Consider the following 24,722-nt stretch of genomic DNA (forward strand, 5'->3'; position numbering starts at 1 on the left):
GTTAAATAACGTGATATATAATAAAACACTATTGTTAATCAATATTATTGTGCTAAAGCTTTTTTAGGCTAGCTGTTAAATATTAATTAATTCAAGTTGCTAGTTATCATGTTATAAAAACAAAACAGGGGTTTGGTAAATTTGTTTTCGTACAATTAAATAGAATCGATGCTTTGTAAAGACAAAATTATATCAGTTTTTTTTAATAGATGATATTTTACATAGAATTGAACATCAAGAAGATATTATAAGATAAATTAACGATAGTGAAATTATCCTAACAGCGATTGTTCCATCAACAAGTTTTTATGGTAATCATTGCTCGGTAATAAAATTCATGAAGCAATATGGATTTATTCCCAATATGTTTGACAAGAGATGATTCAATAGGTGTTTACATAAAGTCGGCAAGCTTTTATATAAGTTATTTGAGATAATAAGTTAGTGCTTCAAATATTTTTATTGTGAAATGCATTCTATCATAGATTTTTTTCCTGTTGCTATATGCAATAATAAGTGCATAGCAAATTACAAAATTGTTATCGAAAAAAATTGAGATGCTACACCGCCAATATGTGAAGTTGTTTTTATGGAGTTAAAGTGCTGTTATTGAAAGTAAAAGATGGAATTTCAATAGCTTTACATTTTACACCAGATAAAATGGATTATGCAAAAGCAATAGGGGAAATGATTGATAAATTACTTTTAGAAGCATCATTGTATGGGGATAGTGGCTATATAGATTATTGACTCGAATACATTGCATCAGAGAGAAAATGCATCTTATTAAAGATTCAGCGCTGGTCAAATGCATGAAAGGTTGATACTCTTGAACAAAAATAGTAGAAACAACAATAAGCTATTTAAAGAAAATGTACAAGTACAATAAATGTAGTTACATTAGAAGACTTTCTAATAAAACTACGCTATTTGTATTCCTATTACAATTAAATAAAGCGATTAACCAGTAACTTAAATTAATAATTATGTTCTTATGAAATATTCTAAGGTTCTATTTGTTTTGGAATATTGGTGATGTATATTGTTTATTAATAGTTAATTCAAAATAAGTTACTGATTATTAAATAATAGTAAATATTAAACAGATGAAATAACGTCTTTGTTATGTATGATTGCAAGTTGTAAAAAAAAACCATCACTATGTATAGTGATGGTTTTTTAAGTAATTTGTTGAAAATCTAGTATTCGTCTTCCGAAAATCCTGTTCTTTTAACTCCGTTAAAACTAATGATTGTTCCCGGATCATAACTGAACTCAGCTTTAAAGGCGATCGAGTCTACTACATGTCCTCCTTTTGATTTACCACCATTATGAATGATTTTACCTTCTGTAATAGTAACAAAAGTTCCCTTGTTATCAATAATGTTTGCGGCATCTTTAGAACTAAATGTTCCGTTTTCAAGGTTTGTTATGATTTTACTTTTTAACTCATAGTAGTTTGCTTTATCGTCAATCCACATAGTGTTGTCGTTGGCAGCTGTGTTATAAGTTGAATGTAAAACATGAGCTTTAAGTAAACCACTAGCATCGCTAACGTCAATATACCATTCGCCTGCATATTTTTGAGTAGTAGTACCTCCAGCATCCGGATTCCCACCTTCATCACATGAAGTAAATAAGGTTGAACTCAACACAACCATTAATAGGCTTATTTTTTTTATAATTTTCATTTTGTTTTTTTTTAAATTATCTAGCAAAATTTCTTTGAGAAGTACCAAATACGCCTGAAGCAAAAATTACCCAGTTCCATTTATCTTTAGAGATAATATTTCCAACATTACTTTCCGCATCTAGGCCAGAAGCTGAAGTTTTTTCTTGGAAAGGGGCGTATATTTTTTTATCGTCTAAGTTGTAGAAAGTTAATGTGATTTTATCTGCTGCTACATTGTAGCCAGTTGCATTGTCACACTTGTATACTCTATCACTAATTCTTGTCACATTGTTAGCGTTTCCATTTCTAAAAAATGTTCCAGAAATATCAATTGCACTAGGAGCTTTACTCATAACAACTACAGCTCTCGTTTTGATTGCGTCATAACCATCAGTATTCTTTGCAGAATAGCTTATTTTGTATACTCCAATAGTGTTAGTGTCAACATTACCTGTTATAGTAGTTGTCAAAACGTCTGAACCTGCCGTCGATACAGCTCCTTTTTCAGTATAGGTGTCGCCTTGAAATATAATTTCAGTACGTTCCCCATTTAACGTAATTGTTGGGTAATGTGTAACAGTTGACACATTTCCCGAGTCCTCAGATTCACAACTTACAAAAAGTAAACTTGTAAAAAAGAACATTGCTATAAATATTTTTTTCATTTTTTCTATTTTTAGTTCCACCAAACTGGAGTTGTTATTGGTAACAAAGCAGGTGTATTAGTATTTGTGTTTTTCTCACGTTGAGGGTATACTATTCTTTTAGGAAACAATCCACCGGTAGATCCGTTTATGGAGTAAGTTATTTGTCCAGGGATATATAGTGGATTGGACTGTTTAACTGCAGATGTTTTAGGATAACCTGTTCTGTTTTTTTCAAAAAATGCTTCAAAACCATTTCCAGGAAAACATGAGATCCACTTTTGAGTGATTATTGCTTCAATCTTCTCGTCAAGAGTTCCTGAAGTAGGATATTCATAAACGCCTCCTGTTGCTATAAAAGAACTTCCGTCTAATGTATATTTAGAGAAATTTTCTAATACTGCAGCATCATAAAGTGCTTTGTCGCCACTACCGTATCTTGCTTGCGCTTCAGCCTGTAAAAACAAGCTCTCTTCTCTGGACATTAAATAAGCAGGAGTTGTTGGGTGTAATTCTACAATTGCTATAGTAGTTGAAGGTATTGAGGCATTTGTAAAGTCTCCCTGATCTAATGGGCCTCCAGCTCCGTAATATTTAGCTTTTCTTGTGTCGGCTTTTAAATCAAAATACGACGACAAGGTTTTACTCATTCTTAAATTTGTTGCAGTATTTAATTGTCTTCTGTCAGATTCATATAAAGGGTTGCTTAAATTTGGATTGTCTTCAAAAGAGCTCATTGCTGCATCATCATCTAAAAATTTCGCACCGCTTGTAAGTAGTGATTTTATTCCTGCAATTGCAACTGCAGAGTTAGAGCTGTTAATTTGTCTCATTAAAATTTTAAGTTTCAAAGTATTAGCAAATTTAATCCAATTGTCCATGTCGCCTGCAAAAATCAAATCATCAGCTCCTGGTGCTTTACCTACAGAAGATGCTAATGGTTTTGATAATGCAAGATCTAAATCTTTTATCATTGCTGTATATACTTCCTCACCTTTATCAAATTTTGGATTTAATATGCTTCTGTTATTTGCTTCGCTGTAAGGGATTGATCCGTAGAAATCTGTTAAAACTTGAGATCCTTGCGCTTCTAAAACAGTTGCAACTAGAAAATAGTTCCAGTTTGATTCTTTTTCAGAATTTATTTTAACGGCTCTTACGTCGCCTAGGGCATCGTACATATCTCTCCAACCAGCATTATATGATTCGGTTCCTATTACATATCCATCAATATCTCTATACTGATTTGCCACATTGCTTTGTGTCCAATATTGTGACCAAAACCCTCCTATAAGTGCATAGTATGACCCTTCTGCTCCTATCAAACCTGCAATACCAGCAGGTAGTTGTGAAGATAATGGAACTGATGTTAGTGAATCTGGATCTCTATTTATATCTAAATTATTGTCACAAGCTGTAAGTAGCAGTGATAATGTTAAAAAACTTATTATTAATTTTTTCATTTTCATTTTATTTAAAAGGTTAATTTTATGGAAGTTCCATAAGATCTTTGTGAAGGTGATCCGTAAGATTCACCAAACTCACTCTTTACTCCATCTCCAAAGGTTGTGATTTCTGGATCTAAATAAGGATTGGCGTCAGGTGTCCATAAAAATAAATTTTTTCCGTAAACTGCTATGGAAGCATTTGTAAGACCAATTTGTTTCGCAATTTTCATCGGTACGTTAAAAGTTAAAGAAAGATCTCTCATTCTTACGAATGTTTTGTCAAATATAAAATCTTTAACTATTGTTTGATTTCCTACTGAGCTATAGAAAGGTGTTACTCGACCATTAGATGTCCCAGATGCAGGGAAAGCAGTGATTTCGGTGGTGTTTTCAACATAAGTTATAACACCTCCAGTGTTAACTTCATTTACTGAATTGGGTAATATAAACCCGTTTCTGTCATTGTATGTTGTTTCGATACCGTTTCCAGTAAAGTAAGCTAAATACTTGCTTTCAGAAAACATTTCGCCACCTTGTTTCCAATCAAATCCAAATGATAATGTGAAGTTTTTATAGTTGAATTTGTTTTGAATTCCTATAACAAAATCTCTTTGAGAAGTACCGATTTCTTGTTGTTCGGTTGAAGGTACATAATATCCTGTTGCAGGATTTACAATATATTTGTCTCCTACCATTTGTGGTGTTTTTGACATATATATTCCTAGTGGTCTTCCTTCAACGGCATTAAACGTAACGTTTCTTGAGTTTGTAAGTTCAATTGTGTTTGAATCACCGTACACTTTATCAACGTTGCTTAAATTTTTAGTAAATGTTCCGTTTAGATTCCAAGAAAAGTTTTCAGTTTGTAGAGGTGTAGTGTTTAAAGCTATTTCGATACCTTTATTAGTAACGTCTAATATGTTTCCGGTTTGTCGAGTAAAACCTGTACTTGGAGCGACATCTCTTAGATATAATAGATCAGTGGTTTTTTTATTGTACAATGCCAAATCTAGGTTTACTCTTTTTGAAAATAAACTTGTCTCAAAACCTAGTTCTATTTCAGTTGTTGTTTCAGGTTTTAGTTCGTTGTTACCTAAAGTAGTTGCAAATTCATATGCATTAACTCCTCCGATTGGGAAATTGATATTTCCGAAGTTCGCTCCAGCTATAGCTTGGATGTAACTTGATTCGGTTTGGTATGGATCCGTATCTTTTGCTACTTTTGCCCAACCTCCTCTAAGTTTTAAGAAAGTCTCGTTATTATCAATCACAATACCGCTTAAAGATGCGGAAGGGTAAAAATAGGAGTTATTCTTTACAGGTAAAGTAGAACTCCAGTCATTTCTTCCTGTAACGGTAAAAAATATTTTATCTAAGTAAGAAGTTTCTATGGAAGTGTAAACGCCATAATTTCTTCTTAAACTATTAGATTGAGTAAGGATGGGTTTTGACGCTGAATTTGATAGTTCGTAATAATTAGGTAAGTCAAGTTGGGTAATTTGACCTTCTAAGAAATCAGTTGCTCTTTCATTAGAAGCGGCACCTAGCATTACATTAATTTTAAAATCATCATTAATTTTTGATGCATAATTAAAGTTAAGATATTGATCTAATTCTGTTCTTTCTGTCGTGCTTTCAGTTACGCCACCTACTGTTGCAATGGTGTGGTTAATGTCTTGAGCTGAACCTGGTTCAAATCTCACGACTGCACCGTAGCTTTTTATCTTTTCATTTCTATAGTCTCCACCAATTTGATACAAAGCAGTCAATTTTGGAGTTATTTTGTATGTGAAGTTTGTGTTTCCAAAGATACGATTTCCTTTAATTTTTGTTGAATTTTCATTTAACAAGAAGTAAGGATTTGATGTATATGGTGAAAAGTAATTACTTGGCGTATTGAATGGATTGTTTTTGTAGTCTTTTAAGTCAATAACACTTATGTCTGAGGGGATTTGATATAGTTCTTGTACTAGGGTAGCACCTTCTCCAGAATCATCTCCTGAACCAGTATTTACTACTTTTTGATCTTTTTTAACATAATTAAAGTTGATTTTAACATCGAATTTATCGCCTTTAATTCCTCCGCTGAAATTTAAATTTCTTCTCAAATATGAGTCTGAATCTGTTGGTACAATACCATCTGAATCGACATTTGAAAAACCAAGTGAAAAAGTAGATGTTTCATTTCCTCCTGCTACTCTTATATTATTAGTAGTAGTGAAACCAGTATCGTAAAAGTCTTTAATGTTGTTGTTAAGTGCTTTATATGATTTCAATTGTTGAGAATTATCTACAATTGCTCCCCAAGGTCTTACTTCGTTATTAAATGCAGGTCCCCAAGACCCATTTTCAGCACTAGCAACTCCATGTGTAGCTAGTCCTGAATAGCCTAAACCATCCCAACCTTGTCCAAATTTATATTGTAAATGAGGAACTCTGGCTACTTCGGCTAGTTCAACTGAAGTTGAAAACTCTACTTTTATACCAGAGTTTAGTTTTGCTGTTTTTGTTGTGACAATAATTGCTCCTCCAGCTGCTCTAGAACCATAAAGTGCAGTTGCAGCTGCTCCTTTTAGTACAGTCATGCTTTCAATGTTATTAGGATCTAAATCACTTATTCCATTTCCAGCATCAAATGTTCTTCTACTCGAAGTTGTTCCATTCGTTCCGTTTCCACTATTGTTAATTGGGGTTCCGTCTATTACGTATAACGGACCGTTTCCAGTTAAGCTACTAAATCCACGAATTACAACTTTAGTTGAAGCACCTACTTGTGCAGGAGCGGAGACGTCAACTCCAGCCAGTTTTCCTGATAGAGAACCGAATACGTTAGTGTTTATAACCTCTGTTAGATCTTTTCCGCTAACCGTTACAGTTGCGTAACCTAACGATTTTTTTTGCTTTTTAATACCCAACGCTGTTACAACTACATTTTCTAACTGAGTTGCATCACTTGAAAGTTTTACATTTACATTTGTTGAACTTGCTGATTTCTCTGATGATCTCATCCCGACATAGCTAAATACCAATACATCACTTGGTGCTGCTTTAATGGTATACTTACCATCGAAATCTGATTGTGTTCCAGTTTTTGTTCCTTTTATTAATACACTTACACCTGGTAATGGCATTCCTGCATTGTCGGAAACAATTCCTGAAACAGATCTTTCTTGCGCAAAAGTTAGTTGCGCCATTAGTACTACTAGAAGTACTAAGAATCCATTGAACTTTAGTTTCATTTTTAAATATTTTGAATTAGTGAGGCAAAAATCATAATAAATTGTTAAGTATCCTAATAACTTAAACTCTTTTTTTTGTTAAAGCTAAAATTTAACATTATAACTTATGGTTATGTTTGTGTTATATAATTTTATTTCTTCTTTTTTTGTTTTGCCATTTGTTATGGAGAATTTCATTAAGCCATTATCGGTTAATATGCCAAAACCAAGCCCAATGCCTATAAGGTTCTTATTTTTGTTTTCTGTTTTTATGGTTGTTGGATCATTGTAAAAACAGTAATCTAGTACTGAATTAAGGTATATTTTGGGAGAAAGTAAATATCGATATTCTGTCATTAGTCCGGTCATAAAATTACTTTGCAGACTATTTTCTGTAAATCCTCTTATTGAATTTGTACCTCCAAAACGATACAATTCGTTTGTTAAATAAGTTTTGCTTTTTAATATGAAACTTTGAAAGTTAAAATATATAAAGTTATTCTTATTAAGATGCAAATTATTCATTATGTTAAAATTTACAAAATTTTGTTTTGTAGATGTGTTTTGTGTGTTTGTTCTTTTTCCGGTTCCTATAGTCAATTTTATATAATTTTTTATTGGAAATAAGTTGTTCTTAAAATCATTTTTATTCAATTCAAAGTTCGATGTTAAAAAAGTGCTGTTGTAATCATTTAAATTAATTGTATTTGAATTTTGTATATCGCTTGATTCGGTTGATTCAAATCCTAAGTATATTCGTTTGTTGTAGTTTATTAAATAACCAAGTTGAATTGTTGTTTTTGTGTTTTGAAAAATACTGTCTTGTTTAAATATGTTGATTTGTCCCTTAATTCCTAAACGACTATTAAGGATATATGGTATTTCGATCTTTAGGTTGAATATTTTTTGATTATTACCATTTTCTTTCCAGTATACTGATAATTCTTCTCCGTTTTTTATTGCATTAATTAGTGTTAGATCTAAAAACCCGTTAAATTTTATTTTTTTATTTTCGGAATTATTGAATCCTAAATATCCATCAAAATTATTAGCTTTTCTTTTTTCTAAATAGACAAATACTTTAGTGCTGTCTTTTGAAAAAAGAATTTCAGGGTATTTAGTTTGATTTATAAATCCAAATTTTTCAAAATCATTATGAATGTTTTCTACGATTTCATTATTGAATATTGTGTCTTTGTATTTTTTATTTATTTGAATTTCGGCGCCTTTTGGGAAAATATTTTTTTGGGTTTGTGTACTGTATTTTAGTTCAATTTTTTTTAATTTTCTTTTGCTTCCCGGTTTTATAATTAATGTGGTATATAATATTTGTTTTTTTTCTGTAAAGTTGATTAGTTTTACTTTTGCGAATGAATAACCTTTTTTTTCTAATTTTTGTGAAGTTTGTTTTAAAAACGATTCTATTTGAGAATATGGTAAAAAGATGGAGTCTTGTTTTAGATCTAATATTTCTAATATTTTTATTTCGTTTTTTATACCTATATATATATGTAATTCTTTTATTTTATTTTCAAGAGATATTTTCGCGATATAACTACTGTCTTTTTCTTTAATGATATGTGATATTTTGTTGTAGATATAGCCTGCTGTGGCTAGTTTTTGTGTTATTGTTTTGATTTCATCGTTTGCTTGTTTTGTGTTTAAGAGTTTGGATGTGTATCCAATAGAATCTATTGTTTTAGTTTCTGCAATAGAATTTCCGATAATTTTTATTTGTATCTCTTGACTTTTTATAGTTAAACTATAAAAAATGGCAATTAAACATAATATGATTTCGTGTTTCAATTTTGATTTATTTATATGAATGTCATTGTGCAAATATCTATTGTTTGTTTGAAATTTCATAATTTTTTAAAATTGTTAAATATTACCATTTTTAATTGAGTGTGTTTTTGTATTGTATTTAAAATAATAAAAGTGTATTGGTTTAATTGACAATAGTCTGCTTCTGTTGAAAATAAATCGAATATGGTTTGTAGAGTGAAAAATATTTTATACATTTGCAACCCCGTAAAAAGCGGGAATTTAATATAATAAGAAATTTTTAGTATTAATTATGCCAACAATTCAACAATTAGTAAGAACAGGAAGAACTCAGATAACTAAGAAGAGTAAATCGGTTGCTTTAGATTCTTGTCCTCAAAGAAGAGGGGTTTGTACGCGTGTTTACACTACAACACCAAAAAAACCAAACTCTGCAATGCGTAAAGTAGCGCGTGTACGTTTGACAAATGGTAATGAAGTGAATGCCTACATCCCTGGAGAAGGACACAATTTACAAGAGCACTCGATAGTATTAGTTAGGGGTGGAAGGGTAAAAGATTTGCCAGGAGTAAGATATCACATCGTTCGTGGTGCACTTGATACGTCAGGAGTAGCAGGAAGAACGCAAAGAAGATCTAAGTACGGAGCAAAACGCCCAAAAGAAGCAAAAAAGTAATTTAAAACGTTATTCTTGTAGAGACGCGATTTATCGTGCCTAGATGAGTATGAAATTTTATTAAAAAAAAGACATGAGAAAAAGAGCGGCAAAGAAAAGACCACTTTTACCAGATCCAAGGTTTAATGACCAATTGGTAACACGTTTTGTGAATAACTTAATGTGGGATGGTAAGAAATCAACAGCTTTTAAAGTTTTTTATGATGCAATTGACATTATAGAGGCTAAAAAGCAAGATGCAGAGAAACCTTCATTAGAAATTTGGAAAGATGCTTTAACAAACGTTATGCCTCACGTAGAAGTACGTAGTCGTAGAGTAGGTGGAGCTACATTTCAAATTCCAATGCAAATTAGACCAGACAGAAAAATATCTATGGCTATGAAATGGTTGATTCTTTATTCAAGAAGAAGAAACGAAAAATCAATGGCACAAAGATTAGCTTCAGAATGTTTAGCTGCTGCTAAAGAAGAAGGGGCAGCTGTTAAGAAAAGAATGGATACTCACAAAATGGCAGAGGCTAACAAAGCATTCTCTCACTTTAGATTTTAATTCTTAAGAAATGGCTAGAGATCTTAAATATACAAGAAATATAGGAATTGCTGCTCACATTGATGCTGGTAAAACAACAACAACAGAGCGTATATTATTCTATACTGGAAAATCACACAAAATTGGTGAAGTACACGATGGTGCTGCAACAATGGACTGGATGGCACAAGAGCAAGAAAGAGGTATTACAATTACTTCTGCTGCTACTACTTGTGAATGGAATTTTCCAACTACACAAGGTAAAATTTTACCTGAAACATTACCTTATCACTTTAATATTATCGATACCCCGGGACACGTTGACTTTACAGTTGAAGTAAACCGTTCTTTGCGTGTACTTGATGGTTTGGTTTTCTTATTTAGCGCGGTTGATGGTGTTGAGCCACAATCAGAAACTAACTGGAGATTAGCAGATCAATACAGGGTACCACGTATTGGATTTGTTAATAAAATGGATAGACAAGGATCTAACTTTTTGATGGTATGTCAACAAGTAAGAGATATGTTAAAATCAAATGCTGTTGCAATCACTTTGCCAATTGGTGAGGAAAATGATTTTAAAGGCGTTGTTGATTTGGTAAAGAATCAAGCTATAGTTTGGCATGAAGAAGGTTTAGGGGCTACTTATGATATTGTGCCTATTCCTGAAGATATGCTTGAAGAAGTAAAAGAATACAGATCAATTCTTATTGAAGCAGTTGCTGATTATGATGAGAATTTGCTTGAAAAATTCATGGAAGATGAAAACTCTATAACAGAGGAAGAAATCAACATTGCTTTAAGAGCTGCTGTAATGGATATGGCTATCATTCCTATGATTGCTGGTTCTTCTTTTAAAAACAAAGGGGTTCAATTCATGTTGGATGCAGTGTGTAAATACTTGCCGTCTCCAATGGATAAAGAAGGTATTACTGGTATTCATCCAGATGATGCTGAATTGCTTGAAGAAGATCAAACTAAAATATTGCGTAAGCCAGATGTTAAAGAGCCATTCGCTGCTTTAGCTTTTAAAATTGCTACTGACCCATTCGTAGGTCGTTTGGCTTTCTTCCGTGCTTACTCAGGACGTTTAGATGCAGGTTCTTATGTCTTAAACACTCGTTCTGGAAACAAAGAAAGAATTTCTCGTATCTACCAAATGCATGCTAACAAACAAAATCCAATCGAATATATCGAGGCGGGTGATATTGGAGCGGCTGTTGGATTTAAAGATATTAAAACAGGAGATACATTGTGTGATGAAAAACACCCTATTATTCTTGAGTCAATGAAATTTCCAGCGCCAGTAATTGGTATTGCTATTGAGCCTAAAACTAAGGCTGACGTAGATAAAATGGGTATGGCTTTGGCTAAATTAGCTGAAGAAGATCCAACATTTACAGTTAGAACTGATGAAGCTTCTGGTCAAACTATTATTTCTGGTATGGGTGAGCTTCACTTGGATATCTTGGTTGATAGGATGAGACGTGAATTTAAAGTTGAAGTAAACCAAGGTGAGCCTCAAGTTGAATACAAAGAAGCGTTTACTAAAAAAGCTCAACATAGAGAAACTTATAAGAAACAATCTGGAGGTCGTGGTAAATTCGGTGATATCGTATTTATTTTAGAGCCTGCTGATGAAGTTGATGGTAAAACTCCAGTTGGATTACAGTTTGTGAATTCTGTAAAAGGTGGTAACGTGCCAAAAGAGTATATTCCTTCTGTTGAAAAAGGTTTCCGTGAAGCTATGAAAACGGGTCCTTTAGCAGGATATCAAGTAGATAGTTTAAAAGTAACTTTGTTAGACGGATCTTTTCACCCAGTCGATTCTGATGCTCTTTCGTTTGAATTAGCTGCTAGAATGGGTTATAGAGAAGTGGCTAAAGCTGCTGGAGCTGTAATACTTGAGCCAATCATGAAAATGGAAGTGATTACACCAGAAGAAAACATGGGAGATATCGTTGGTGATATTAACCGTCGTAGAGGTCAGGTGAATGATATGGGAGACAGAGCTGGTGCTAAAACTATTAAAGCTGATGTGCCTTTATCAGAAATGTTTGGATATGTTACTACATTAAGAACATTATCTTCTGGTAGAGCAACTTCAACAATGGAATTTTCACACTACGCTGAAACACCTTCTAATATTTCGGAAGCAGTTATCAAAAAAGCAAAAGGAAACGCATAATCTTTAAGAAAATGAGTCAAAAAATCAGAATAAAATTAAAATCTTACGATCACATGTTGGTAGATAAGTCTGCTGAAAAGATTGTAAAAACGGTAAAAAGTACAGGTGCTGTTGTAACTGGTCCAATTCCATTACCTACACACAAAAAACTTTTTACAGTTCTACGTTCTCCACACGTTAACAAAAAAGCGAGAGAGCAATTTGAAGTAATGTCATATAAAAGATTAATTGACATTTATTCTTCTTCATCTAAAACTATTGATGCTTTAATGAAACTTGAATTGCCAAGTGGAGTTGAAGTTGAAATCAAAGTTTAAGTACTTTAAGAGTAAAAAGGAACGCTGTTTTTAAGCAAAAAATATTTTTTTGGTTTGTATGTAAATAAGTTATACATTTGCACCCACTAAAAAAATAGGATTTGCTTAAAAGCTGCGTTCTATATTTATATTTAATAATTAATAATTAATATTTATGTCTGGGTTAATTGGTAGAAAAATCGGCATGACTAGTATTTTCGACGAAAACGGGAAGAATATTCCTTGTACAGTAATCGAAGCTGGACCATGCGTTGTTACCCAAGTCAGAACCAAAGGTGTTGACGGGTACGAAGCGTTGCAACTTGGTTTCGATGACAAAAACGAGAAACATTCCACAAAAGCGGCTTTAGGTCACTTTAAAAAAGCGGGAACTGTAGCTAAGAAAAAAGTCGTTGAATTCCAAGATTTCGCAACAGAACAAAAATTAGGAGATCTTATTGATGTTTCTATTTTTTCTGAAGGAGAATTTGTAGATGTACAAGGTGTATCTAAAGGTAAAGGTTTTCAAGGGGTTGTAAAACGTCACGGTTTTGGTGGTGTTGGTCAAGCAACTCACGGTCAACATAACCGTTTAAGAGCGCCAGGTTCTGTAGGAGCTTCTTCTTATCCATCTAGAGTATTCAAAGGAATGCGTATGGCTGGAAGAATGGGAGGAGATAATGTAAAAGTTCAAAACCTTAGAGTTTTAAAAGTAGTTGCTGAAAAGAACCTACTTGTTATAAAAGGATGTGTTCCTGGATGTAACAACTCTTATGTAATCATTCAGAAGTAATGGAAGTAAAAGTATTAGATTTCAACGGAAAAGATACTGGAAGAAAAGTTCAACTTTCTGATTCAGTATATGCAATTGAGCCAAACAATCACGCAGTATATCTTGATGTTAAGCAATATCTTGCTAATCAAAGACAAGGAACGCACAAAGCTAAAGAAAGAGCTGAAGTAGCGGGAAGTACTCGTAAAATTAAAAAACAAAAAGGAACTGGTACTGCTCGTGCGGGTAGTGCAAAGAATCCATTGTTTAAAGGTGGTGGAACAGTTTTTGGACCAAGACCAAGAAGTTATTCATTCAAATTGAATAAAAGCTTAAAACGTCTTGCTAGAAAATCTGCTTTCTCTATTAAAGCAAAAGAGTCAAATATAATTGTACTTGAAGATTTTAATTTTGAAACGCCAAACACTAAAAATTTCATTAATGTTTTGAAAGCTTTAGAGTTAGAAAACAAAAAATCACTGTTCGTGTTGGGTGATACAAATAAAAATGTATATTTGTCCTCACGTAATTTAAAGGCGGCTAATGTTGTAAGTAGCTATGAATTAAGTACTTACGCTATTTTACATGCTAATAATTTAGTGCTTTTAGAGAGTTCTTTGGAAGTAATTGAAGAAAATTTAAGTAAATAATAGGATATGAGCATCATAATTAAACCTATAGTAACGGAAAAAGTAACCAAAGAAAGTGAAGTTTTAAACCGTTTTGGATTCGTTGTTAACAAAAAAGCAAACAAAGTGCAAATTAAGAAAGCTATTGAAGCTGCTTATGGAGTTACTATTTTGAGTGTTAACACAATGAATGTAAGACCAGACAGAACTACAAAATACACTAAAAGTGGTTTAATCAGTGGAAAGACAAATGCTATTAAAAAAGCAATTGTACAAGTACAAGAAGGAGAAACAATTGATTTTTACAACAATATCTAAGATAAAATGTCAGTAAGAAAATTAAAACCTATTACCCCAGGTCAGCGATTTAGAGTTGTGAATGGTTATGACGCCATTACAACTGATAAGCCGGAACGCTCTTTGATAGCGCCGATAAAAAACTCTGGAGGTAGAAATAGTCAAGGAAAGATGACCATGCGTTATACGGGTGGTGGTCACAAGCAGAGATATCGTATTATTGATTTCAAACGTACAAAAGAAGGAATTCCAGCTACAGTGAAATCAATCGAATATGATCCAAATCGTACTGCCTTTATCGCTTTATTAGCTTATGCTGATGGTGAAAAAACTTATGTTATTGCTCAAAATGGATTGAAAGTTGGTCAGAAATTAGTTTCTGGTCCAGAATCTCAACCAGAAATTGGTAATACATTACCTTTAAGTAGAGTTCCACTTGGAACTGTTATTTCTTGTATCGAATTGAGACCAGGGCAAGGAGCTGTAATCGCTCGTTCTGCTGGAACATTTGCTCAATTAATGGCAAGAGATGGAAAATATGCAACAATTAAAATGCCTTCTGGAGAAACAAGATTAATCTTGTTAACTTGTTCGGCTACAATTGGAGCGGTTTCTAATTCAGATCACCAATTAGTTGTATCAGGAAAAGCTGGTAGAACAAGATGGTTAGGAAGAAGACCTAGAACAAGACCTGTTGCAATGAACCCTGTCGATCACCCAATGGGTGGTGGTGAAGGACGTTCTTCTGGTGGACATCCACGTTCAAGAAATGGAATACCAGCTAAAGGTTATAGAACTCGTTCTAAGAAAAACCCGAGTAACAAGTATATCGTAGAACGTAGAAAGAAATAATAAGATATGGCACGTTCATTAAAAAAAGGACCTTTCGTTCATTATAAGTTAGACAAGAAAGTTCAAGAAAACATTGCAGGTGGAAATAAAGGAGTTGTTAAGACATGGTCTAGAGCTTCTATGATTACTCCAGACTTTGTTGGACAAACTATCGCAGTTCATAACGGTCGTCAATTTGTACCAGTTTACGTAACAGAAAACATGGTAGGTCACAAATTAGGAGAATTTTCACCAACTAGATCTTTTAGAGGTCATGCTGGAGCAAAAAATAAAGGTAAAAAATAAGAAGCAATGGGAGTTCGTAAAAGAGAAACAGCAGATGCGAGAAAAGAGGCTAATAAGTCTTTAGCTTTCGCAAAATTGAATAACTGCCCTACTTCACCTAGAAAAATGCGCTTAGTAGCGGACTTGGTAAGAGGTCAGAAGGTAGAAAGAGCACTAAACATCTTGAGATTTAGTTCTAAAGAAGCTTCAAGAAAATTAGAGAAATTGGTTTTATCTGTTATTGCCAACTGGCAAGCAAAAAACCCTGAAGCTAATATGGAAGAAGCTGGTTTATTTGTTAAGGAAATCCGTGTAGATGGTGGAATGATGTTAAAAAGACTTCGTCCAGCTCCACAAGGAAGAGCACACAGAATAAGAAAACGTTCAAATCACGTAACAATCGTGTTAGGAGCTATCAATAACACACAAAGCAATTCTTAAGCAGCATGGGACAAAAGACAAATCCAATTGGAAATAGACTTGGTATCATCAGAGGATGGGACTCAAACTGGTATGGTGGAAATGATTATGGTGATAAACTTGCCGAAGATCATAAAATCAGAAAGTATATCCATGCTCGTTTATCAAAAGCAAGTGTATCAAAAGTGATTATTGAGAGAACTTTAAAACTTGTAACCGTTACTATCACTACTGCTAGACCTGGTATTATTATCGGAAAAGGTGGACAAGAGGTAGACAAGTTGAAAGAAGAACTTAAAAAAATTACTGACAAAGAGGTTCAAATCAACATCTTTGAAATAAAAAGACCTGAACTTGACGCGTATCTAGTTGCTACAAGCATCTGTCGTCAAATCGAAAGCAGAATTTCTTACAGACGTGCAATCAAAATGGCTATTGCTGCTTCTATGCGTATGAACGCAGAAGGTATCAAAGTTTTGATTTCTGGACGTTTGAATGGTGCTGAGATGGCTCGTTCAGAAGGTTTCAAAGAAGGTAGAATTCCTCTATCAACTTTCAGAGCAGATATTGATTATGCGCTTGCAGAAGCTCACACTACTTATGGTAGAATGGGAATTAAAGTGTGGATCATGAAAGGTGAAGTTTATGGAAAGAGAGATCTTTCTCCGCTAGCAGGAATGGATAAAAAACAATCTGGTGGTGGTAAAGGTGGAGATTCTCCTAGAGGAGATAGAAAGCCTTTTAATAAAGGTGGTAAACCAGACGCTCGTAAACGAAAGTAAATTTTTAAACTAAAAAAAAATGTTACAGCCTAAAAGAACAAAATACCGTAAGGTACAAAAAGGTAAAATGAAAGGAAATTCTCAAAGAGGACATGAACTTTCTAATGGAATGTTTGGTATTAAATCTGTACATGAAGATGGAATGTTCTTAACCTCTCGTCAAATCGAAGCTGCGCGTATTGCTGCAACTCGTTTTATGAAAAGAGAAGGACAATTATGGATCAAAATATTTCCAGACAAACCTATCACTAAGAAGCCTCTTGAGGTACGTATGGGTAAAGGTAAAGGTGCAGTTGAGTATTGGGCTGCCGTTGTTAAACCCGGAAGAATAATGTTTGAAGTTGGAGGAGTACCTTTGTCAGTTGCAAAAGAGGCGTTACGTCTTGCGGCTCAAAAACTTCCAGTAAAAACTAAATTCGTTGTTGCTAGAGATTTCGAAGCATAATCTATATTATATTATGAAACAATCAGAAATAAAAGATCTTTCTGCAGCAGAGTTGCAAGAAAAACTTAGCCAGACTAAGAAGGCATATGCCGACCTAAAAATGGCTCACGCTATTTCACCAATTGAGAATCCGCTTCAAATTAGAGGTGTAAGAAGAACAGTTGCAAGATTAGCTACGGAACTTACTAAAAGAGAATTACAATAATTCTGCTGAAAGATGGAAGAAAAAAGAAATTTAAGAAAAGAAAGAGTTGGGGTTGTTACTTCAAACAAAATGGATAAATCCATTGTTGTTGCTCAAGTAACAAAAGTAAAACACCCATTATACGGTAAGTTTGTGTTGAAAACAAAGAAATTTGTAGCACATGACGAAACAAACGACTGTAACATTGGAGATACTGTAAGAATTAGCGAAACGCGTCCTTTGAGTAAATCAAAATGTTGGAGATTAGTTGAAATCCTAGAAAGAGCTAAATAATTATGGTACAACAAGAATCAAGACTAAAAGTAGCAGATAACACGGGAGCAAAAGAAGTTTTAACTATTCGTGTTTTAGGAGGTACCAAAAGAAGGTATGCCTCTGTTGGAGACAAGATTGTAGTATCTATAAAAGACGCAACACCTAACGGAAACGTTAAAAAAGGTGCTGTTTCAACTGCAGTTGTTGTACGTACCAAAAAAGAAGTGAGAAGAGCTGATGGTTCTTATATCCGTTTCGATGATAATGCATGTGTTCTTTTGAATGCTGCAGGTGAAATGAGAGGAACTCGTGTTTTTGGTCCGGTAGCAAGAGAACTTCGTGAAAAACAATTCATGAAAATTGTATCATTAGCACCAGAAGTGCTTTAATTCGTTTTAAGATGATAAAGCTAAAAATAAAATCAGGAGACATCGTAAGAGTAATTGCTGGAGACCATAAAGGAGCTGAAGGTAAAGTTTTACGTGTTTACCGTGAGAAAAACAAAGCAATTGTTGAAGGTGTAAACATGGTTTCTAAACATACGAAACCTAGTGCAAAAAGCCCTCAAGGTGGTATTGTAAAGAAAGAAGCTTCTATTCAAATCTCTAACATCTCTTTAATAGATCCTAAAACTAAGGAAACAACAAGAGTAGGTATTAGAGTTGAAGGAGATAAGAAAGTAAGATTTTCAAAAAAATCTAATCAAGTACTATAGTAATGGCATATATACCTAGACTAAAAGAAGAATATAAGAGTAGAGTTATCTCTGCTCTTAAAGAAGAATTCGGTTACACAAACGTAATGCAAGTTCCTAAATTGGAAAAAATCGTTTTGAGTAAGGGAGTTGGTGCAGCAGTATCTGATAAAAAATTGATTGACTATGCAGTTGATGAATTGACAAAGATAACTGGACAAAAAGCAGTATCTACAATCTCAAAGAAAGACGTTGCGTCATTCAAATTGAGAAAAGGAATGCCTATTGGAGCAAAAGTTACTTTGCGCGGTGAAAGAATGTATGAGTTTTTAGATAGACTTATAACTTCGGCGTTACCACGTGTTAGAGATTTCAGTGGTATTAAAGCAACTGGTTTTGATGGTAGAGGAAATTATAATTTAGGTGTTTTAGAGCAAATCATTTTCCCGGAAATTGATATTGACAAAGTAAATAAAATATCTGGAATGGACATTTCTTTTGTAACCACTGCAAAAACAGACAAAGAAGCAAAGTCATTGTTGGCTGAATTAGGTTTACCTTTTAAAAAGAATTAAGATATGGCTAAAGAATCAATGAAAGCCCGTGAGGTTAAGAGAGAAAAAACGGTTGTTAAGTATGCTGAGAAAAGAAAAGCTTTGTTAGAAGCTGGAGATTTCGTAGGTTTGCAGAAATTACCGAAAAATGCTTCACCAGTACGTTTGCACAATCGTTGCAAATTGACAGGTAGACCAAGAGGGTATATGCGTCAATTCGGTATTTCACGTGTAACATTTCGTGAAATGGCTAATAATGGACTAATACCAGGTGTTAAAAAAGCATCTTGGTAGAAAAATATTCAGACGTGAGTAATCACGTCTGTTTTTCACATTTATAAACTGGTTTCAGGTTCAATTACGTTTAATTGAAAACCGTTACCGCAAATCAATACATATGTATACAGATCCTATTGCAGATTATTTGACGAGAGTTAGAAACGCTGTGGCTGCAAACCACAAAGTTGTCGAAATTCCAGCATCTAATTTAAAAAAAGAAATAACAAAGATCTTATTTGATCAAGGTTATATCTTAAGTTACAAATTTGAAGACAACTCTGTACAGGGTTCAATCAAAATTGCTTTGAAGTATGATAAAGATACCAAAGAGCCTGTAATTAAAGATATCCAAAGAATTAGTAAACCAGGTTTACGTAAGTACGCAGGTGCTTCTAAAATACCAAGAATCCTTAATGGATTAGGAATTGCTATTGTTTCAACTTCAAAAGGGTTGATGACAGGAAAACAAGCCAAGCAATTAAATGTAGGAGGAGAAGTAATTTGTTACGTATACTAATTTTAAAGACTATATAAGATGTCAAGAATAGGTAAAAGCCCAGTAACAATACCTGCTGGAGTAACTGTTACAGTTGCAGATGGTATTATTACAGTAAAAGGAAAAAACGGTCAGCTTACACAGGAGTTCTCGGACGTAACTGTTACAGTTGAAGGAGATCAAGTTCAAGTTGAAAGATCTTCTGATCATAAAGACCAAAGAGCAAAACACGGATTGTATAGATCTTTGATTAATAACATGGTTATTGGTGTTACAGAAGGTTTTACAAAATCTTTAGAATTGGTAGGAGTTGGTTATAGAGCTTCAAATCAAGGTCAAAAGTTAGATTTGGCACTTGGGTTCTCTCACAATATTATTTTAGAAGTAGCTCCAGAGGTAACACTTGAAACTATTTCTGAAAAAGGAAAAAACCCAATTGTAAAATTAACATCATTAGATAAACAACTTTTAGGTCAAATTGCGGCTAAAATTAGAGGTTTCCGTAAACCAGAACCATATAAAGGAAAAGGTGTTAAATTTGTAGGTGAAGTATTAAGAAGAAAAGCAGGTAAATCAGCTTAAAAAATAAGATTATGTCATTAACAAAACCTGAAAGAAGACAACGAATTAGATTCAGAATTAGAAAAACGATTAGTGGTACTGCTACTAATCCAAGACTATCTGTATTTAGAAGTAACAAGGAAATTTACGCTCAATTAATTGATGATGTAAACGGAGTTACTTTATTGGCTGCTTCTTCAAGAGAAAAAGAAATAGGAAAAGGTACGAATATTGAAGTAGCAACTGCAGTTGGGAAACTAGTAGCAGAAAAAGCTTTAAAAGCTGGTATAGATGTAGTAACATTCGATAGAGGAGGTTATTTATATCACGGTCGTATTAAATCATTAGCGGAAGGCGCGAGAGCGGCTGGACTTAAATTCTAATATAGTATGTCTAATAGTAAATACAAGAATGTAGAGCTAGTAAAACCAAGTGGTCTTGAATTAAAAGATCGTTTGGTAAGTGTAAATCGTGTTACTAAAGTTACAAAAGGTGGTAGAGCTTTCGGTTTTTCTGCAATTGTAGTCGTAGGTGATGAAAATGGAGTAGTTGGACATGGATTAGGAAAATCTAAAGATGTTTCTGAAGCAATTGCGAAAGCAGTGGAAGATGCAAAGAAAAATTTAGTAAAAATTCCTTTGAATGGACAATCTGTTCCTCACGAACAAAAAGGTAAATTTGGTGGTGCACGTGTATTCTTAATTCCTGCTTCTCATGGTACAGGAGTTATTGCTGGTGGAGCTGTTCGTTCAGTTCTTGAATCAGTTGGGATTCATGATGTATTATCTAAATCACAAGGATCTTCAAATCCTCACAACGTGGTAAAAGCAACTTTTGATGCTTTATTACAAATGAGAAGTGCTTATACAGTTGCAAAACAAAGAGGCGTTTCTTTAGAAAAAGTTTTTAAAGGTTAATTCAAGGAAATTATGGCTAAATTATTAGTAAAACAAGTTAGAAGCAAAATTAACTGTCCTCTTACTCAAAAAAGAGGTTTGGAAGCTTTAGGTCTACGTAAAATGGGACAAGTTGTAGAGCATGATTCAAATCCTACAATCCTTGGGATGATAAATAAAGTTAAACACTTAGTTTCTGTTGAAGAAGCTAAATAACAAATACTGTTATGAATTTAAGTAACTTACAACCTGCTGAGGGTTCTACACACAATCAAAATAAAAGATTAGGTAGAGGTGAAGGTTCTGGTAAAGGTGGTACTTCTGCAAGAGGTCACAAAGGAGCAAAATCTCGTTCTGGTTATTCTAAAAAGATTGGTTTTGAAGGTGGTCAAATGCCACTTCAAAGACGTGTACCTAAGTTTGGTTTCACTAACATCAATCGTAAAGAATACGAAGGTGTTAATCTTGATACTCTTCAATTATTAGTTGATAATGGAGTAATTACAGATACTGTTGATATGACAGTTTATGTAGCTAATCGTCTTGCTACCAAAAATGAAATCGTTAAGATTTTAGGTAGAGGAGAATTGACAGCAAAATTAAAAGTAACTGCTCACAAATTTACTGCTACTGCAAAAGCTGCTATTGAAGCTGCTGGTGGAGAAGCTGTAATCATGTAATTTTTCAATTAAGATGAAGAAATTTATTGAATCAATAAGTAATGTTTGGAAAATAGAAGAACTAAAAAATAGAATTCTTATTACTTTAGGTCTACTTCTTGTTTATCGTTTTGGTGCCCATGTTACACTTCCTGGAATTGACGCAACTCAATTGACTGGATTAGCTGGACAGACAAAAAATGGATTAGGATCTATTCTAGACATGTTTACCGGAGGTGCATTTTCTAAAGCTTCAGTTTTTGCTTTGGGTATTATGCCTTATATTTCTGCATCTATTGTTGTGCAACTTATGGGAATTGCTATTCCTTATTTGCAAAAACTTCAAAGCGATGGAGAGAGTGGTAGAAAAAAAATCAATCAAATTACCCGTTGGTTAACTATTGTTATTACTTTAGTACAAGGACCAACTTATATCTACAATCTTTATAGAACTTTACCTAGTTCAGCATTTTTATTAGGGTTTAATTCTTTTGAATTTTTGTTTTCTTCAGTTGTTATTCTAGTTACTGGTACAATTTTTGCCATGTGGTTAGGAGAAAAAATTACTGATAAGGGAATTGGAAATGGTATCTCCCTTTTAATTATGGTTGGTATTTTAGCTAGATTGCCACAAGCTTTTATGCAAGAGTTTACAACAAGAGTTACTAATAACAACGGAGGGCCAATGTTATTGGTTATCGAAATTATTATTTGGTTACTTGTTATTATTTCTTGTGTGTTATTAGTAATGGCAATAAGAAAGATCCCAGTACAGTATGCGCGTCGTACAACATCTGGTGATTTTGAGCAAGATATGATGGGTGGTAACAGACAATGGATACCATTAAAGCTTAATGCATCTGGTGTAATGCCAATTATATTTGCACAAGCTATTATGTTTATACCTGCAGCTGTTGCTGGTTTGTCTAAATCAGATGCATCTCAAACTATTGTTGGTGCTTTTAGTAATATGTTTGGATTTTGGTATAATTTAGTTTTTGCGACTTTAATTGTTGTTTTTACTTTCTTTTATACTGCAATTACAGTACCTACTAACAAAATGTCTGATGATTTAAAGAGAAGCGGTGGTTTTATTCCTGGTGTTAGACCTGGGGCTGAAACTTCTGATTATCTTGATAAAGTGATGTCTTTGATAACTTTTCCAGGATCTTTATTTCTTGCTTTGATAGCTGTGTTCCCAGCAATTGTTGTAAGTCTTATGGATGTTCAACAATCTTGGGCTATGTTTTTTGGAGGGACTTCATTGATAATTATGGTTGGAGTTGCAATTGATACAATTCAACAAATCAATTCATACTTGTTGAATAAACATTATGATGGTTTGATGAAAAGTGGTAAAAATAGAAAAGCAGTAGCTTAACTTATGGCAAAACAATCAGCAATAGAACAAGACGGATCTATCATCGAAGCATTATCAAATGCGATGTTCCGTGTAGAGTTAGAAAATGGACATATTGTAATTGCTCATATTTCTGGAAAAATGCGAATGCATTATATCAAGTTATTACCTGGTGATAAAGTGAAACTAGAAATGAGTCCTTATGATTTGTCAAAAGCAAGAATTACTTATAGATATTAAAGGATATTCACTATGAAAGTTAGAGCATCAGTAAAAAAGAGAAGTCCCGAGTGCAAAATTGTACGTAGAAAAGGGAGATTGTACGTAATAAACAAAAAGAATCCTAGATTTAAACAAAGACAAGGATAATTATGGCAAGAATAGCAGGGGTAGATATCCCAAAAAATAAGAGAGGTGTTATAGCACTTACCTACATCTTTGGATTAGGAAAAAGTAGAGCTATTGAGATTTTAGAAAAAGCTCAAGTTAGCCAAGACAAAAAAGTTCAAGATTGGAATGATGACGAAATCGGAGCAATTCGTGAAGCGGTATCAACTTTCAAAATTGAAGGAGAATTACGTTCAGAAGTTTCTTTAAACATCAAACGTTTAATGGATATTGGTTGTTATAGAGGTATCCGTCATAGATCTGGTCTACCATTAAGAGGACAAAGAACTAAAAACAACTCTAGAACAAGAAAAGGTAAAAGAAAAACTGTTGCGAACAAGAAAAAAGCAACTAAATAATAAGTAATATGGCTAAAGCAACTGCAAAAAAACGTAAAGTTATCGTTGAATCAACGGGAGAAGCTCATATTTCTGCTACCTTCAATAACATCATTATTTCTTTGACAAACAAAAAAGGTGAAGTTATTTCTTGGTCTTCAGCTGGTAAAATGGGTTTTAGAGGTTCTAAAAAGAATACTCCATACGCAGCTCAAATGGCAGCAGAAGATTGTAGTAAAGTAGCTCTTGAGGCTGGACTTAAAAAAGTAAAAGTATATGTAAAAGGACCAGGAAATGGACGTGAGTCTGCAATCCGTTCTTTGCATAATGGTGGGATTGAAGTGACTGAGATTATCGATGTTACTCCTATGCCGCATAATGGTTGTCGTCCTCCAAAAAGACGTAGAGTTTAATACTCAAATTTAATAATAGTATAACCTAGATTGAAAATAGATTATCGAAGGATAAGACCTGAATTCATAATCTCAATCTTAAACAATTTAAAATGGCAAGATATACTGGTCCTAGTACAAGAATCGCTCGTAAATTTGGCGAAGCGATTTTCGGAGACGATAAAGCTTTCGAAAAAAGAAATTATCCACCTGGTCAACACGGGATGGCTAAAAAAAGAGGAAAAAAATCTGAATATGCTGTTCAATTAATGGAAAAGCAAAAAGCTAAATATTCTTATGGAATTTTAGAAAAACAATTCAGAAATTTATTCGAAAAAGCATCAGCTACAAAAGGTGTAACTGGTGAAGTTTTGTTACAATTGTGTGAAGCAAGATTAGACAATGTGGTTTTTAGAATGGGAATTGCTCCAACTAGAAGAGGTGCTCGTCAAATCGTTTCTCACCGTCACATTACTGTAAACGGAGAAAATGTAAATATTCCTTCTTATCACTTGAAACCAGGTGATGTAGTAGGTGTTCGTGAAAAATCTAAATCTATAGAGGCTATCGAACGTTCTTTATCAAATTCTAGTCATGTTTATGAGTGGATTACTTGGAATAATGAAACTAAATCAGGTACTTTTGTAACTGTTCCTGCAAGACTTCAAATTCCAGAAAACATCAAAGAACAATTAATCGTAGAGTTGTACAACAAATAATAATTGACTT

General features: G+C 33.5%; 35 protein-coding genes and 1 pseudogene. 31 read left to right on the plus strand and 5 right to left on the minus strand.

What is annotated here, in order from left to right; genetic code table 11:
* Positions 1 to 168 precede the first annotated feature (168 nt).
* Positions 169 to 971 (plus strand): annotated as a pseudogene (locus OYT91_RS17790) (transposase).
* 228 nt (positions 972 to 1,199) lie between these two features.
* Here OYT91_RS17790 and OYT91_RS16510 read toward each other — a convergent pair.
* The 5 genes from OYT91_RS16510 to OYT91_RS16530 form a co-directional block, all read right to left on the minus strand.
* Positions 1,200 to 1,691 carry a lipid-binding protein gene (locus OYT91_RS16510; RefSeq protein WP_281238815.1) on the minus strand — a complete coding sequence of 164 codons (492 nt, stop codon included), beginning with the start codon at positions 1,689 to 1,691 and terminating at the stop codon, positions 1,200 to 1,202.
* A 16-nt stretch (positions 1,692 to 1,707) separates the two neighbouring features.
* Positions 1,708 to 2,337, minus strand: coding sequence for a DUF5011 domain-containing protein (locus OYT91_RS16515; RefSeq protein WP_269223832.1), 630 nt, complete (start codon positions 2,335 to 2,337; stop codon positions 1,708 to 1,710).
* An 11-nt stretch (positions 2,338 to 2,348) separates the two neighbouring features.
* Positions 2,349 to 3,779: a SusD/RagB family nutrient-binding outer membrane lipoprotein gene (locus OYT91_RS16520; RefSeq protein ID WP_281238816.1), complete on the minus strand. Its 1,431-nt coding sequence runs from the start codon at positions 3,777 to 3,779 to the stop codon at positions 2,349 to 2,351.
* Positions 3,780 to 3,790: 11 nt separating this feature from the next.
* Entirely contained in the window at positions 3,791 to 7,003 is a 3,213-nt protein-coding gene (locus OYT91_RS16525) for a SusC/RagA family TonB-linked outer membrane protein (RefSeq protein ID WP_281238817.1), read from the minus strand.
* 84 nt (positions 7,004 to 7,087) lie between these two features.
* Positions 7,088 to 8,848 carry a BamA/TamA family outer membrane protein gene (locus OYT91_RS16530; protein WP_281238818.1) on the minus strand — a complete coding sequence of 587 codons (1,761 nt, stop codon included), beginning with the start codon at positions 8,846 to 8,848 and terminating at the stop codon, positions 7,088 to 7,090.
* A 211-nt stretch (positions 8,849 to 9,059) separates the two neighbouring features.
* Between OYT91_RS16530 and rpsL the strand changes: the two genes are divergently transcribed.
* From rpsL to rpsD, 30 genes are all read left to right on the plus strand, one after another.
* Positions 9,060 to 9,443, plus strand: coding sequence for a 30S ribosomal protein S12 (rpsL, locus tag OYT91_RS16535; protein WP_007136570.1), 384 nt, complete (start codon positions 9,060 to 9,062; stop codon positions 9,441 to 9,443).
* A gap of 73 nt (positions 9,444 to 9,516) precedes the next feature.
* A complete protein-coding gene (gene rpsG / locus OYT91_RS16540; RefSeq protein WP_026707019.1) occupies positions 9,517 to 9,993 on the plus strand; it encodes a 30S ribosomal protein S7 in 477 nt (158 codons plus the stop codon).
* A gap of 10 nt (positions 9,994 to 10,003) precedes the next feature.
* Positions 10,004 to 12,160, plus strand: coding sequence for an elongation factor G (gene fusA / locus OYT91_RS16545; protein WP_281238819.1), 2,157 nt, complete (start codon positions 10,004 to 10,006; stop codon positions 12,158 to 12,160).
* An 11-nt stretch (positions 12,161 to 12,171) separates the two neighbouring features.
* Positions 12,172 to 12,477, plus strand: a complete 306-nt coding sequence (rpsJ, locus tag OYT91_RS16550) for a 30S ribosomal protein S10 (protein WP_011963470.1) — start codon at positions 12,172 to 12,174, stop codon at positions 12,475 to 12,477.
* 154 nt (positions 12,478 to 12,631) lie between these two features.
* Positions 12,632 to 13,249, plus strand: a complete 618-nt coding sequence (rplC, locus tag OYT91_RS16555; protein ID WP_132065672.1) for a 50S ribosomal protein L3 — start codon at positions 12,632 to 12,634, stop codon at positions 13,247 to 13,249.
* A complete protein-coding gene (gene rplD / locus OYT91_RS16560; protein WP_281238820.1) occupies positions 13,249 to 13,878 on the plus strand; it encodes a 50S ribosomal protein L4 in 630 nt (209 codons plus the stop codon). The genes rplC and rplD overlap by 1 nt, the downstream gene beginning before the upstream one ends.
* A gap of 6 nt (positions 13,879 to 13,884) precedes the next feature.
* The gene (gene rplW / locus OYT91_RS16565) at positions 13,885 to 14,175 is read left to right on the plus strand and encodes a 50S ribosomal protein L23 (protein WP_269223826.1); all 291 of its coding nucleotides are present in this window, start codon (positions 13,885 to 13,887) and stop codon (positions 14,173 to 14,175) included.
* A gap of 6 nt (positions 14,176 to 14,181) precedes the next feature.
* Positions 14,182 to 15,006 carry a 50S ribosomal protein L2 gene (gene rplB, locus OYT91_RS16570; protein WP_035668122.1) on the plus strand — a complete coding sequence of 275 codons (825 nt, stop codon included), beginning with the start codon at positions 14,182 to 14,184 and terminating at the stop codon, positions 15,004 to 15,006.
* Between the two features lie 6 nt (positions 15,007 to 15,012).
* Positions 15,013 to 15,291 (plus strand): 30S ribosomal protein S19, encoded by a 279-nt coding sequence (gene rpsS, locus OYT91_RS16575; RefSeq protein ID WP_007136562.1) that lies wholly within the window; start codon positions 15,013 to 15,015, stop codon positions 15,289 to 15,291.
* Between the two features lie 6 nt (positions 15,292 to 15,297).
* On the plus strand, positions 15,298 to 15,711 hold the full coding sequence (gene rplV / locus OYT91_RS16580) for a 50S ribosomal protein L22 (RefSeq protein WP_035668120.1): 414 nt from the start codon (positions 15,298 to 15,300) through the stop codon (positions 15,709 to 15,711).
* Positions 15,712 to 15,716: 5 nt separating this feature from the next.
* Positions 15,717 to 16,472: a 30S ribosomal protein S3 gene (gene rpsC, locus OYT91_RS16585; protein WP_269223825.1), complete on the plus strand. Its 756-nt coding sequence runs from the start codon at positions 15,717 to 15,719 to the stop codon at positions 16,470 to 16,472.
* Positions 16,473 to 16,491: 19 nt separating this feature from the next.
* Positions 16,492 to 16,917, plus strand: a complete 426-nt coding sequence (gene rplP, locus OYT91_RS16590; RefSeq protein ID WP_007803637.1) for a 50S ribosomal protein L16 — start codon at positions 16,492 to 16,494, stop codon at positions 16,915 to 16,917.
* A 13-nt stretch (positions 16,918 to 16,930) separates the two neighbouring features.
* Positions 16,931 to 17,122 (plus strand): 50S ribosomal protein L29, encoded by a 192-nt coding sequence (gene rpmC / locus OYT91_RS16595; RefSeq protein WP_026707011.1) that lies wholly within the window; start codon positions 16,931 to 16,933, stop codon positions 17,120 to 17,122.
* Between the two features lie 12 nt (positions 17,123 to 17,134).
* The gene (rpsQ, locus tag OYT91_RS16600) at positions 17,135 to 17,395 is read left to right on the plus strand and encodes a 30S ribosomal protein S17 (RefSeq protein ID WP_026707010.1); all 261 of its coding nucleotides are present in this window, start codon (positions 17,135 to 17,137) and stop codon (positions 17,393 to 17,395) included.
* Between the two features lie 2 nt (positions 17,396 to 17,397).
* A complete protein-coding gene (gene rplN, locus OYT91_RS16605) occupies positions 17,398 to 17,766 on the plus strand; it encodes a 50S ribosomal protein L14 (RefSeq protein WP_007803649.1) in 369 nt (122 codons plus the stop codon).
* Positions 17,767 to 17,777: 11 nt separating this feature from the next.
* Positions 17,778 to 18,092 (plus strand): 50S ribosomal protein L24, encoded by a 315-nt coding sequence (rplX, locus tag OYT91_RS16610; RefSeq protein WP_035668111.1) that lies wholly within the window; start codon positions 17,778 to 17,780, stop codon positions 18,090 to 18,092.
* 2 nt (positions 18,093 to 18,094) lie between these two features.
* Positions 18,095 to 18,646, plus strand: coding sequence for a 50S ribosomal protein L5 (gene rplE, locus OYT91_RS16615; protein ID WP_077377755.1), 552 nt, complete (start codon positions 18,095 to 18,097; stop codon positions 18,644 to 18,646).
* Positions 18,647 to 18,649: 3 nt separating this feature from the next.
* The gene (gene rpsN / locus OYT91_RS16620; protein ID WP_116761851.1) at positions 18,650 to 18,919 is read left to right on the plus strand and encodes a 30S ribosomal protein S14; all 270 of its coding nucleotides are present in this window, start codon (positions 18,650 to 18,652) and stop codon (positions 18,917 to 18,919) included.
* A gap of 103 nt (positions 18,920 to 19,022) precedes the next feature.
* On the plus strand, positions 19,023 to 19,421 hold the full coding sequence (gene rpsH, locus OYT91_RS16625) for a 30S ribosomal protein S8 (RefSeq protein WP_100433328.1): 399 nt from the start codon (positions 19,023 to 19,025) through the stop codon (positions 19,419 to 19,421).
* Between the two features lie 18 nt (positions 19,422 to 19,439).
* Positions 19,440 to 19,982: a 50S ribosomal protein L6 gene (gene rplF / locus OYT91_RS16630; RefSeq protein WP_269223824.1), complete on the plus strand. Its 543-nt coding sequence runs from the start codon at positions 19,440 to 19,442 to the stop codon at positions 19,980 to 19,982.
* Between the two features lie 11 nt (positions 19,983 to 19,993).
* A complete protein-coding gene (gene rplR, locus OYT91_RS16635; RefSeq protein ID WP_116761858.1) occupies positions 19,994 to 20,344 on the plus strand; it encodes a 50S ribosomal protein L18 in 351 nt (116 codons plus the stop codon).
* 6 nt (positions 20,345 to 20,350) lie between these two features.
* Positions 20,351 to 20,878, plus strand: a complete 528-nt coding sequence (gene rpsE / locus OYT91_RS16640) for a 30S ribosomal protein S5 (protein WP_035668102.1) — start codon at positions 20,351 to 20,353, stop codon at positions 20,876 to 20,878.
* A gap of 12 nt (positions 20,879 to 20,890) precedes the next feature.
* Positions 20,891 to 21,073 (plus strand): 50S ribosomal protein L30, encoded by a 183-nt coding sequence (rpmD, locus tag OYT91_RS16645; protein WP_027310825.1) that lies wholly within the window; start codon positions 20,891 to 20,893, stop codon positions 21,071 to 21,073.
* A gap of 11 nt (positions 21,074 to 21,084) precedes the next feature.
* A complete protein-coding gene (rplO, locus tag OYT91_RS16650) occupies positions 21,085 to 21,537 on the plus strand; it encodes a 50S ribosomal protein L15 (protein WP_264566657.1) in 453 nt (150 codons plus the stop codon).
* Positions 21,538 to 21,550: 13 nt separating this feature from the next.
* Positions 21,551 to 22,897, plus strand: a complete 1,347-nt coding sequence (gene secY / locus OYT91_RS16655) for a preprotein translocase subunit SecY (RefSeq protein WP_281238821.1) — start codon at positions 21,551 to 21,553, stop codon at positions 22,895 to 22,897.
* A gap of 3 nt (positions 22,898 to 22,900) precedes the next feature.
* Positions 22,901 to 23,116 carry a translation initiation factor IF-1 gene (infA, locus tag OYT91_RS16660; protein ID WP_007136545.1) on the plus strand — a complete coding sequence of 72 codons (216 nt, stop codon included), beginning with the start codon at positions 22,901 to 22,903 and terminating at the stop codon, positions 23,114 to 23,116.
* Between the two features lie 12 nt (positions 23,117 to 23,128).
* A complete protein-coding gene (gene ykgO, locus OYT91_RS16665; RefSeq protein WP_008992256.1) occupies positions 23,129 to 23,245 on the plus strand; it encodes a type B 50S ribosomal protein L36 in 117 nt (38 codons plus the stop codon).
* 2 nt (positions 23,246 to 23,247) lie between these two features.
* Positions 23,248 to 23,622, plus strand: coding sequence for a 30S ribosomal protein S13 (gene rpsM, locus OYT91_RS16670; RefSeq protein ID WP_073018962.1), 375 nt, complete (start codon positions 23,248 to 23,250; stop codon positions 23,620 to 23,622).
* Between the two features lie 8 nt (positions 23,623 to 23,630).
* Positions 23,631 to 24,014 (plus strand): 30S ribosomal protein S11, encoded by a 384-nt coding sequence (rpsK, locus tag OYT91_RS16675; protein ID WP_024981527.1) that lies wholly within the window; start codon positions 23,631 to 23,633, stop codon positions 24,012 to 24,014.
* A 92-nt stretch (positions 24,015 to 24,106) separates the two neighbouring features.
* Entirely contained in the window at positions 24,107 to 24,712 is a 606-nt protein-coding gene (gene rpsD, locus OYT91_RS16680) for a 30S ribosomal protein S4 (RefSeq protein ID WP_281238822.1), read from the plus strand.
* The last annotated feature ends 10 nt before the right edge of the window (positions 24,713 to 24,722 follow it).

The organism is Flavobacterium praedii (assembly GCF_026810365.1).
Classification (GTDB): Bacteria; Bacteroidota; Bacteroidia; order Flavobacteriales; family Flavobacteriaceae; genus Flavobacterium; species Flavobacterium praedii.

What these genes read in the sequence shown, in the direction of transcription:
- OYT91_RS16510 (WP_281238815.1), bottom strand. Translation starts at nt 1,691, where the DNA reads ATGAAAATTATAAAAAAAATAAGCCTATTAATGGTTGTGTTGAGTTCA.
- OYT91_RS16515 (WP_269223832.1), bottom strand. Translation starts at nt 2,337, where the DNA reads ATGAAAAAAATATTTATAGCAATGTTCTTTTTTACAAGTTTACTTTTT.
- OYT91_RS16520 (WP_281238816.1), bottom strand. Translation starts at nt 3,779, where the DNA reads ATGAAAAAATTAATAATAAGTTTTTTAACATTATCACTGCTACTTACA.
- OYT91_RS16525 (WP_281238817.1), bottom strand. Translation starts at nt 7,003, where the DNA reads ATGAAACTAAAGTTCAATGGATTCTTAGTACTTCTAGTAGTACTAATG.
- OYT91_RS16530 (WP_281238818.1), bottom strand. Translation starts at nt 8,848, where the DNA reads ATGAAATTTCAAACAAACAATAGATATTTGCACAATGACATTCATATA.
- rpsL (WP_007136570.1), top strand. Translation starts at nt 9,060, where the DNA reads ATGCCAACAATTCAACAATTAGTAAGAACAGGAAGAACTCAGATAACT.
- rpsG (WP_026707019.1), top strand. Translation starts at nt 9,517, where the DNA reads ATGAGAAAAAGAGCGGCAAAGAAAAGACCACTTTTACCAGATCCAAGG.
- fusA (WP_281238819.1), top strand. Translation starts at nt 10,004, where the DNA reads ATGGCTAGAGATCTTAAATATACAAGAAATATAGGAATTGCTGCTCAC.
- rpsJ (WP_011963470.1), top strand. Translation starts at nt 12,172, where the DNA reads ATGAGTCAAAAAATCAGAATAAAATTAAAATCTTACGATCACATGTTG.
- rplC (WP_132065672.1), top strand. Translation starts at nt 12,632, where the DNA reads ATGTCTGGGTTAATTGGTAGAAAAATCGGCATGACTAGTATTTTCGAC.
- rplD (WP_281238820.1), top strand. Translation starts at nt 13,249, where the DNA reads ATGGAAGTAAAAGTATTAGATTTCAACGGAAAAGATACTGGAAGAAAA.
- rplW (WP_269223826.1), top strand. Translation starts at nt 13,885, where the DNA reads ATGAGCATCATAATTAAACCTATAGTAACGGAAAAAGTAACCAAAGAA.
- rplB (WP_035668122.1), top strand. Translation starts at nt 14,182, where the DNA reads ATGTCAGTAAGAAAATTAAAACCTATTACCCCAGGTCAGCGATTTAGA.
- rpsS (WP_007136562.1), top strand. Translation starts at nt 15,013, where the DNA reads ATGGCACGTTCATTAAAAAAAGGACCTTTCGTTCATTATAAGTTAGAC.
- rplV (WP_035668120.1), top strand. Translation starts at nt 15,298, where the DNA reads ATGGGAGTTCGTAAAAGAGAAACAGCAGATGCGAGAAAAGAGGCTAAT.
- rpsC (WP_269223825.1), top strand. Translation starts at nt 15,717, where the DNA reads ATGGGACAAAAGACAAATCCAATTGGAAATAGACTTGGTATCATCAGA.
- rplP (WP_007803637.1), top strand. Translation starts at nt 16,492, where the DNA reads ATGTTACAGCCTAAAAGAACAAAATACCGTAAGGTACAAAAAGGTAAA.
- rpmC (WP_026707011.1), top strand. Translation starts at nt 16,931, where the DNA reads ATGAAACAATCAGAAATAAAAGATCTTTCTGCAGCAGAGTTGCAAGAA.
- rpsQ (WP_026707010.1), top strand. Translation starts at nt 17,135, where the DNA reads ATGGAAGAAAAAAGAAATTTAAGAAAAGAAAGAGTTGGGGTTGTTACT.
- rplN (WP_007803649.1), top strand. Translation starts at nt 17,398, where the DNA reads ATGGTACAACAAGAATCAAGACTAAAAGTAGCAGATAACACGGGAGCA.
- rplX (WP_035668111.1), top strand. Translation starts at nt 17,778, where the DNA reads ATGATAAAGCTAAAAATAAAATCAGGAGACATCGTAAGAGTAATTGCT.
- rplE (WP_077377755.1), top strand. Translation starts at nt 18,095, where the DNA reads ATGGCATATATACCTAGACTAAAAGAAGAATATAAGAGTAGAGTTATC.
- rpsN (WP_116761851.1), top strand. Translation starts at nt 18,650, where the DNA reads ATGGCTAAAGAATCAATGAAAGCCCGTGAGGTTAAGAGAGAAAAAACG.
- rpsH (WP_100433328.1), top strand. Translation starts at nt 19,023, where the DNA reads ATGTATACAGATCCTATTGCAGATTATTTGACGAGAGTTAGAAACGCT.
- rplF (WP_269223824.1), top strand. Translation starts at nt 19,440, where the DNA reads ATGTCAAGAATAGGTAAAAGCCCAGTAACAATACCTGCTGGAGTAACT.
- rplR (WP_116761858.1), top strand. Translation starts at nt 19,994, where the DNA reads ATGTCATTAACAAAACCTGAAAGAAGACAACGAATTAGATTCAGAATT.
- rpsE (WP_035668102.1), top strand. Translation starts at nt 20,351, where the DNA reads ATGTCTAATAGTAAATACAAGAATGTAGAGCTAGTAAAACCAAGTGGT.
- rpmD (WP_027310825.1), top strand. Translation starts at nt 20,891, where the DNA reads ATGGCTAAATTATTAGTAAAACAAGTTAGAAGCAAAATTAACTGTCCT.
- rplO (WP_264566657.1), top strand. Translation starts at nt 21,085, where the DNA reads ATGAATTTAAGTAACTTACAACCTGCTGAGGGTTCTACACACAATCAA.
- secY (WP_281238821.1), top strand. Translation starts at nt 21,551, where the DNA reads ATGAAGAAATTTATTGAATCAATAAGTAATGTTTGGAAAATAGAAGAA.
- infA (WP_007136545.1), top strand. Translation starts at nt 22,901, where the DNA reads ATGGCAAAACAATCAGCAATAGAACAAGACGGATCTATCATCGAAGCA.
- ykgO (WP_008992256.1), top strand. Translation starts at nt 23,129, where the DNA reads ATGAAAGTTAGAGCATCAGTAAAAAAGAGAAGTCCCGAGTGCAAAATT.
- rpsM (WP_073018962.1), top strand. Translation starts at nt 23,248, where the DNA reads ATGGCAAGAATAGCAGGGGTAGATATCCCAAAAAATAAGAGAGGTGTT.
- rpsK (WP_024981527.1), top strand. Translation starts at nt 23,631, where the DNA reads ATGGCTAAAGCAACTGCAAAAAAACGTAAAGTTATCGTTGAATCAACG.
- rpsD (WP_281238822.1), top strand. Translation starts at nt 24,107, where the DNA reads ATGGCAAGATATACTGGTCCTAGTACAAGAATCGCTCGTAAATTTGGC.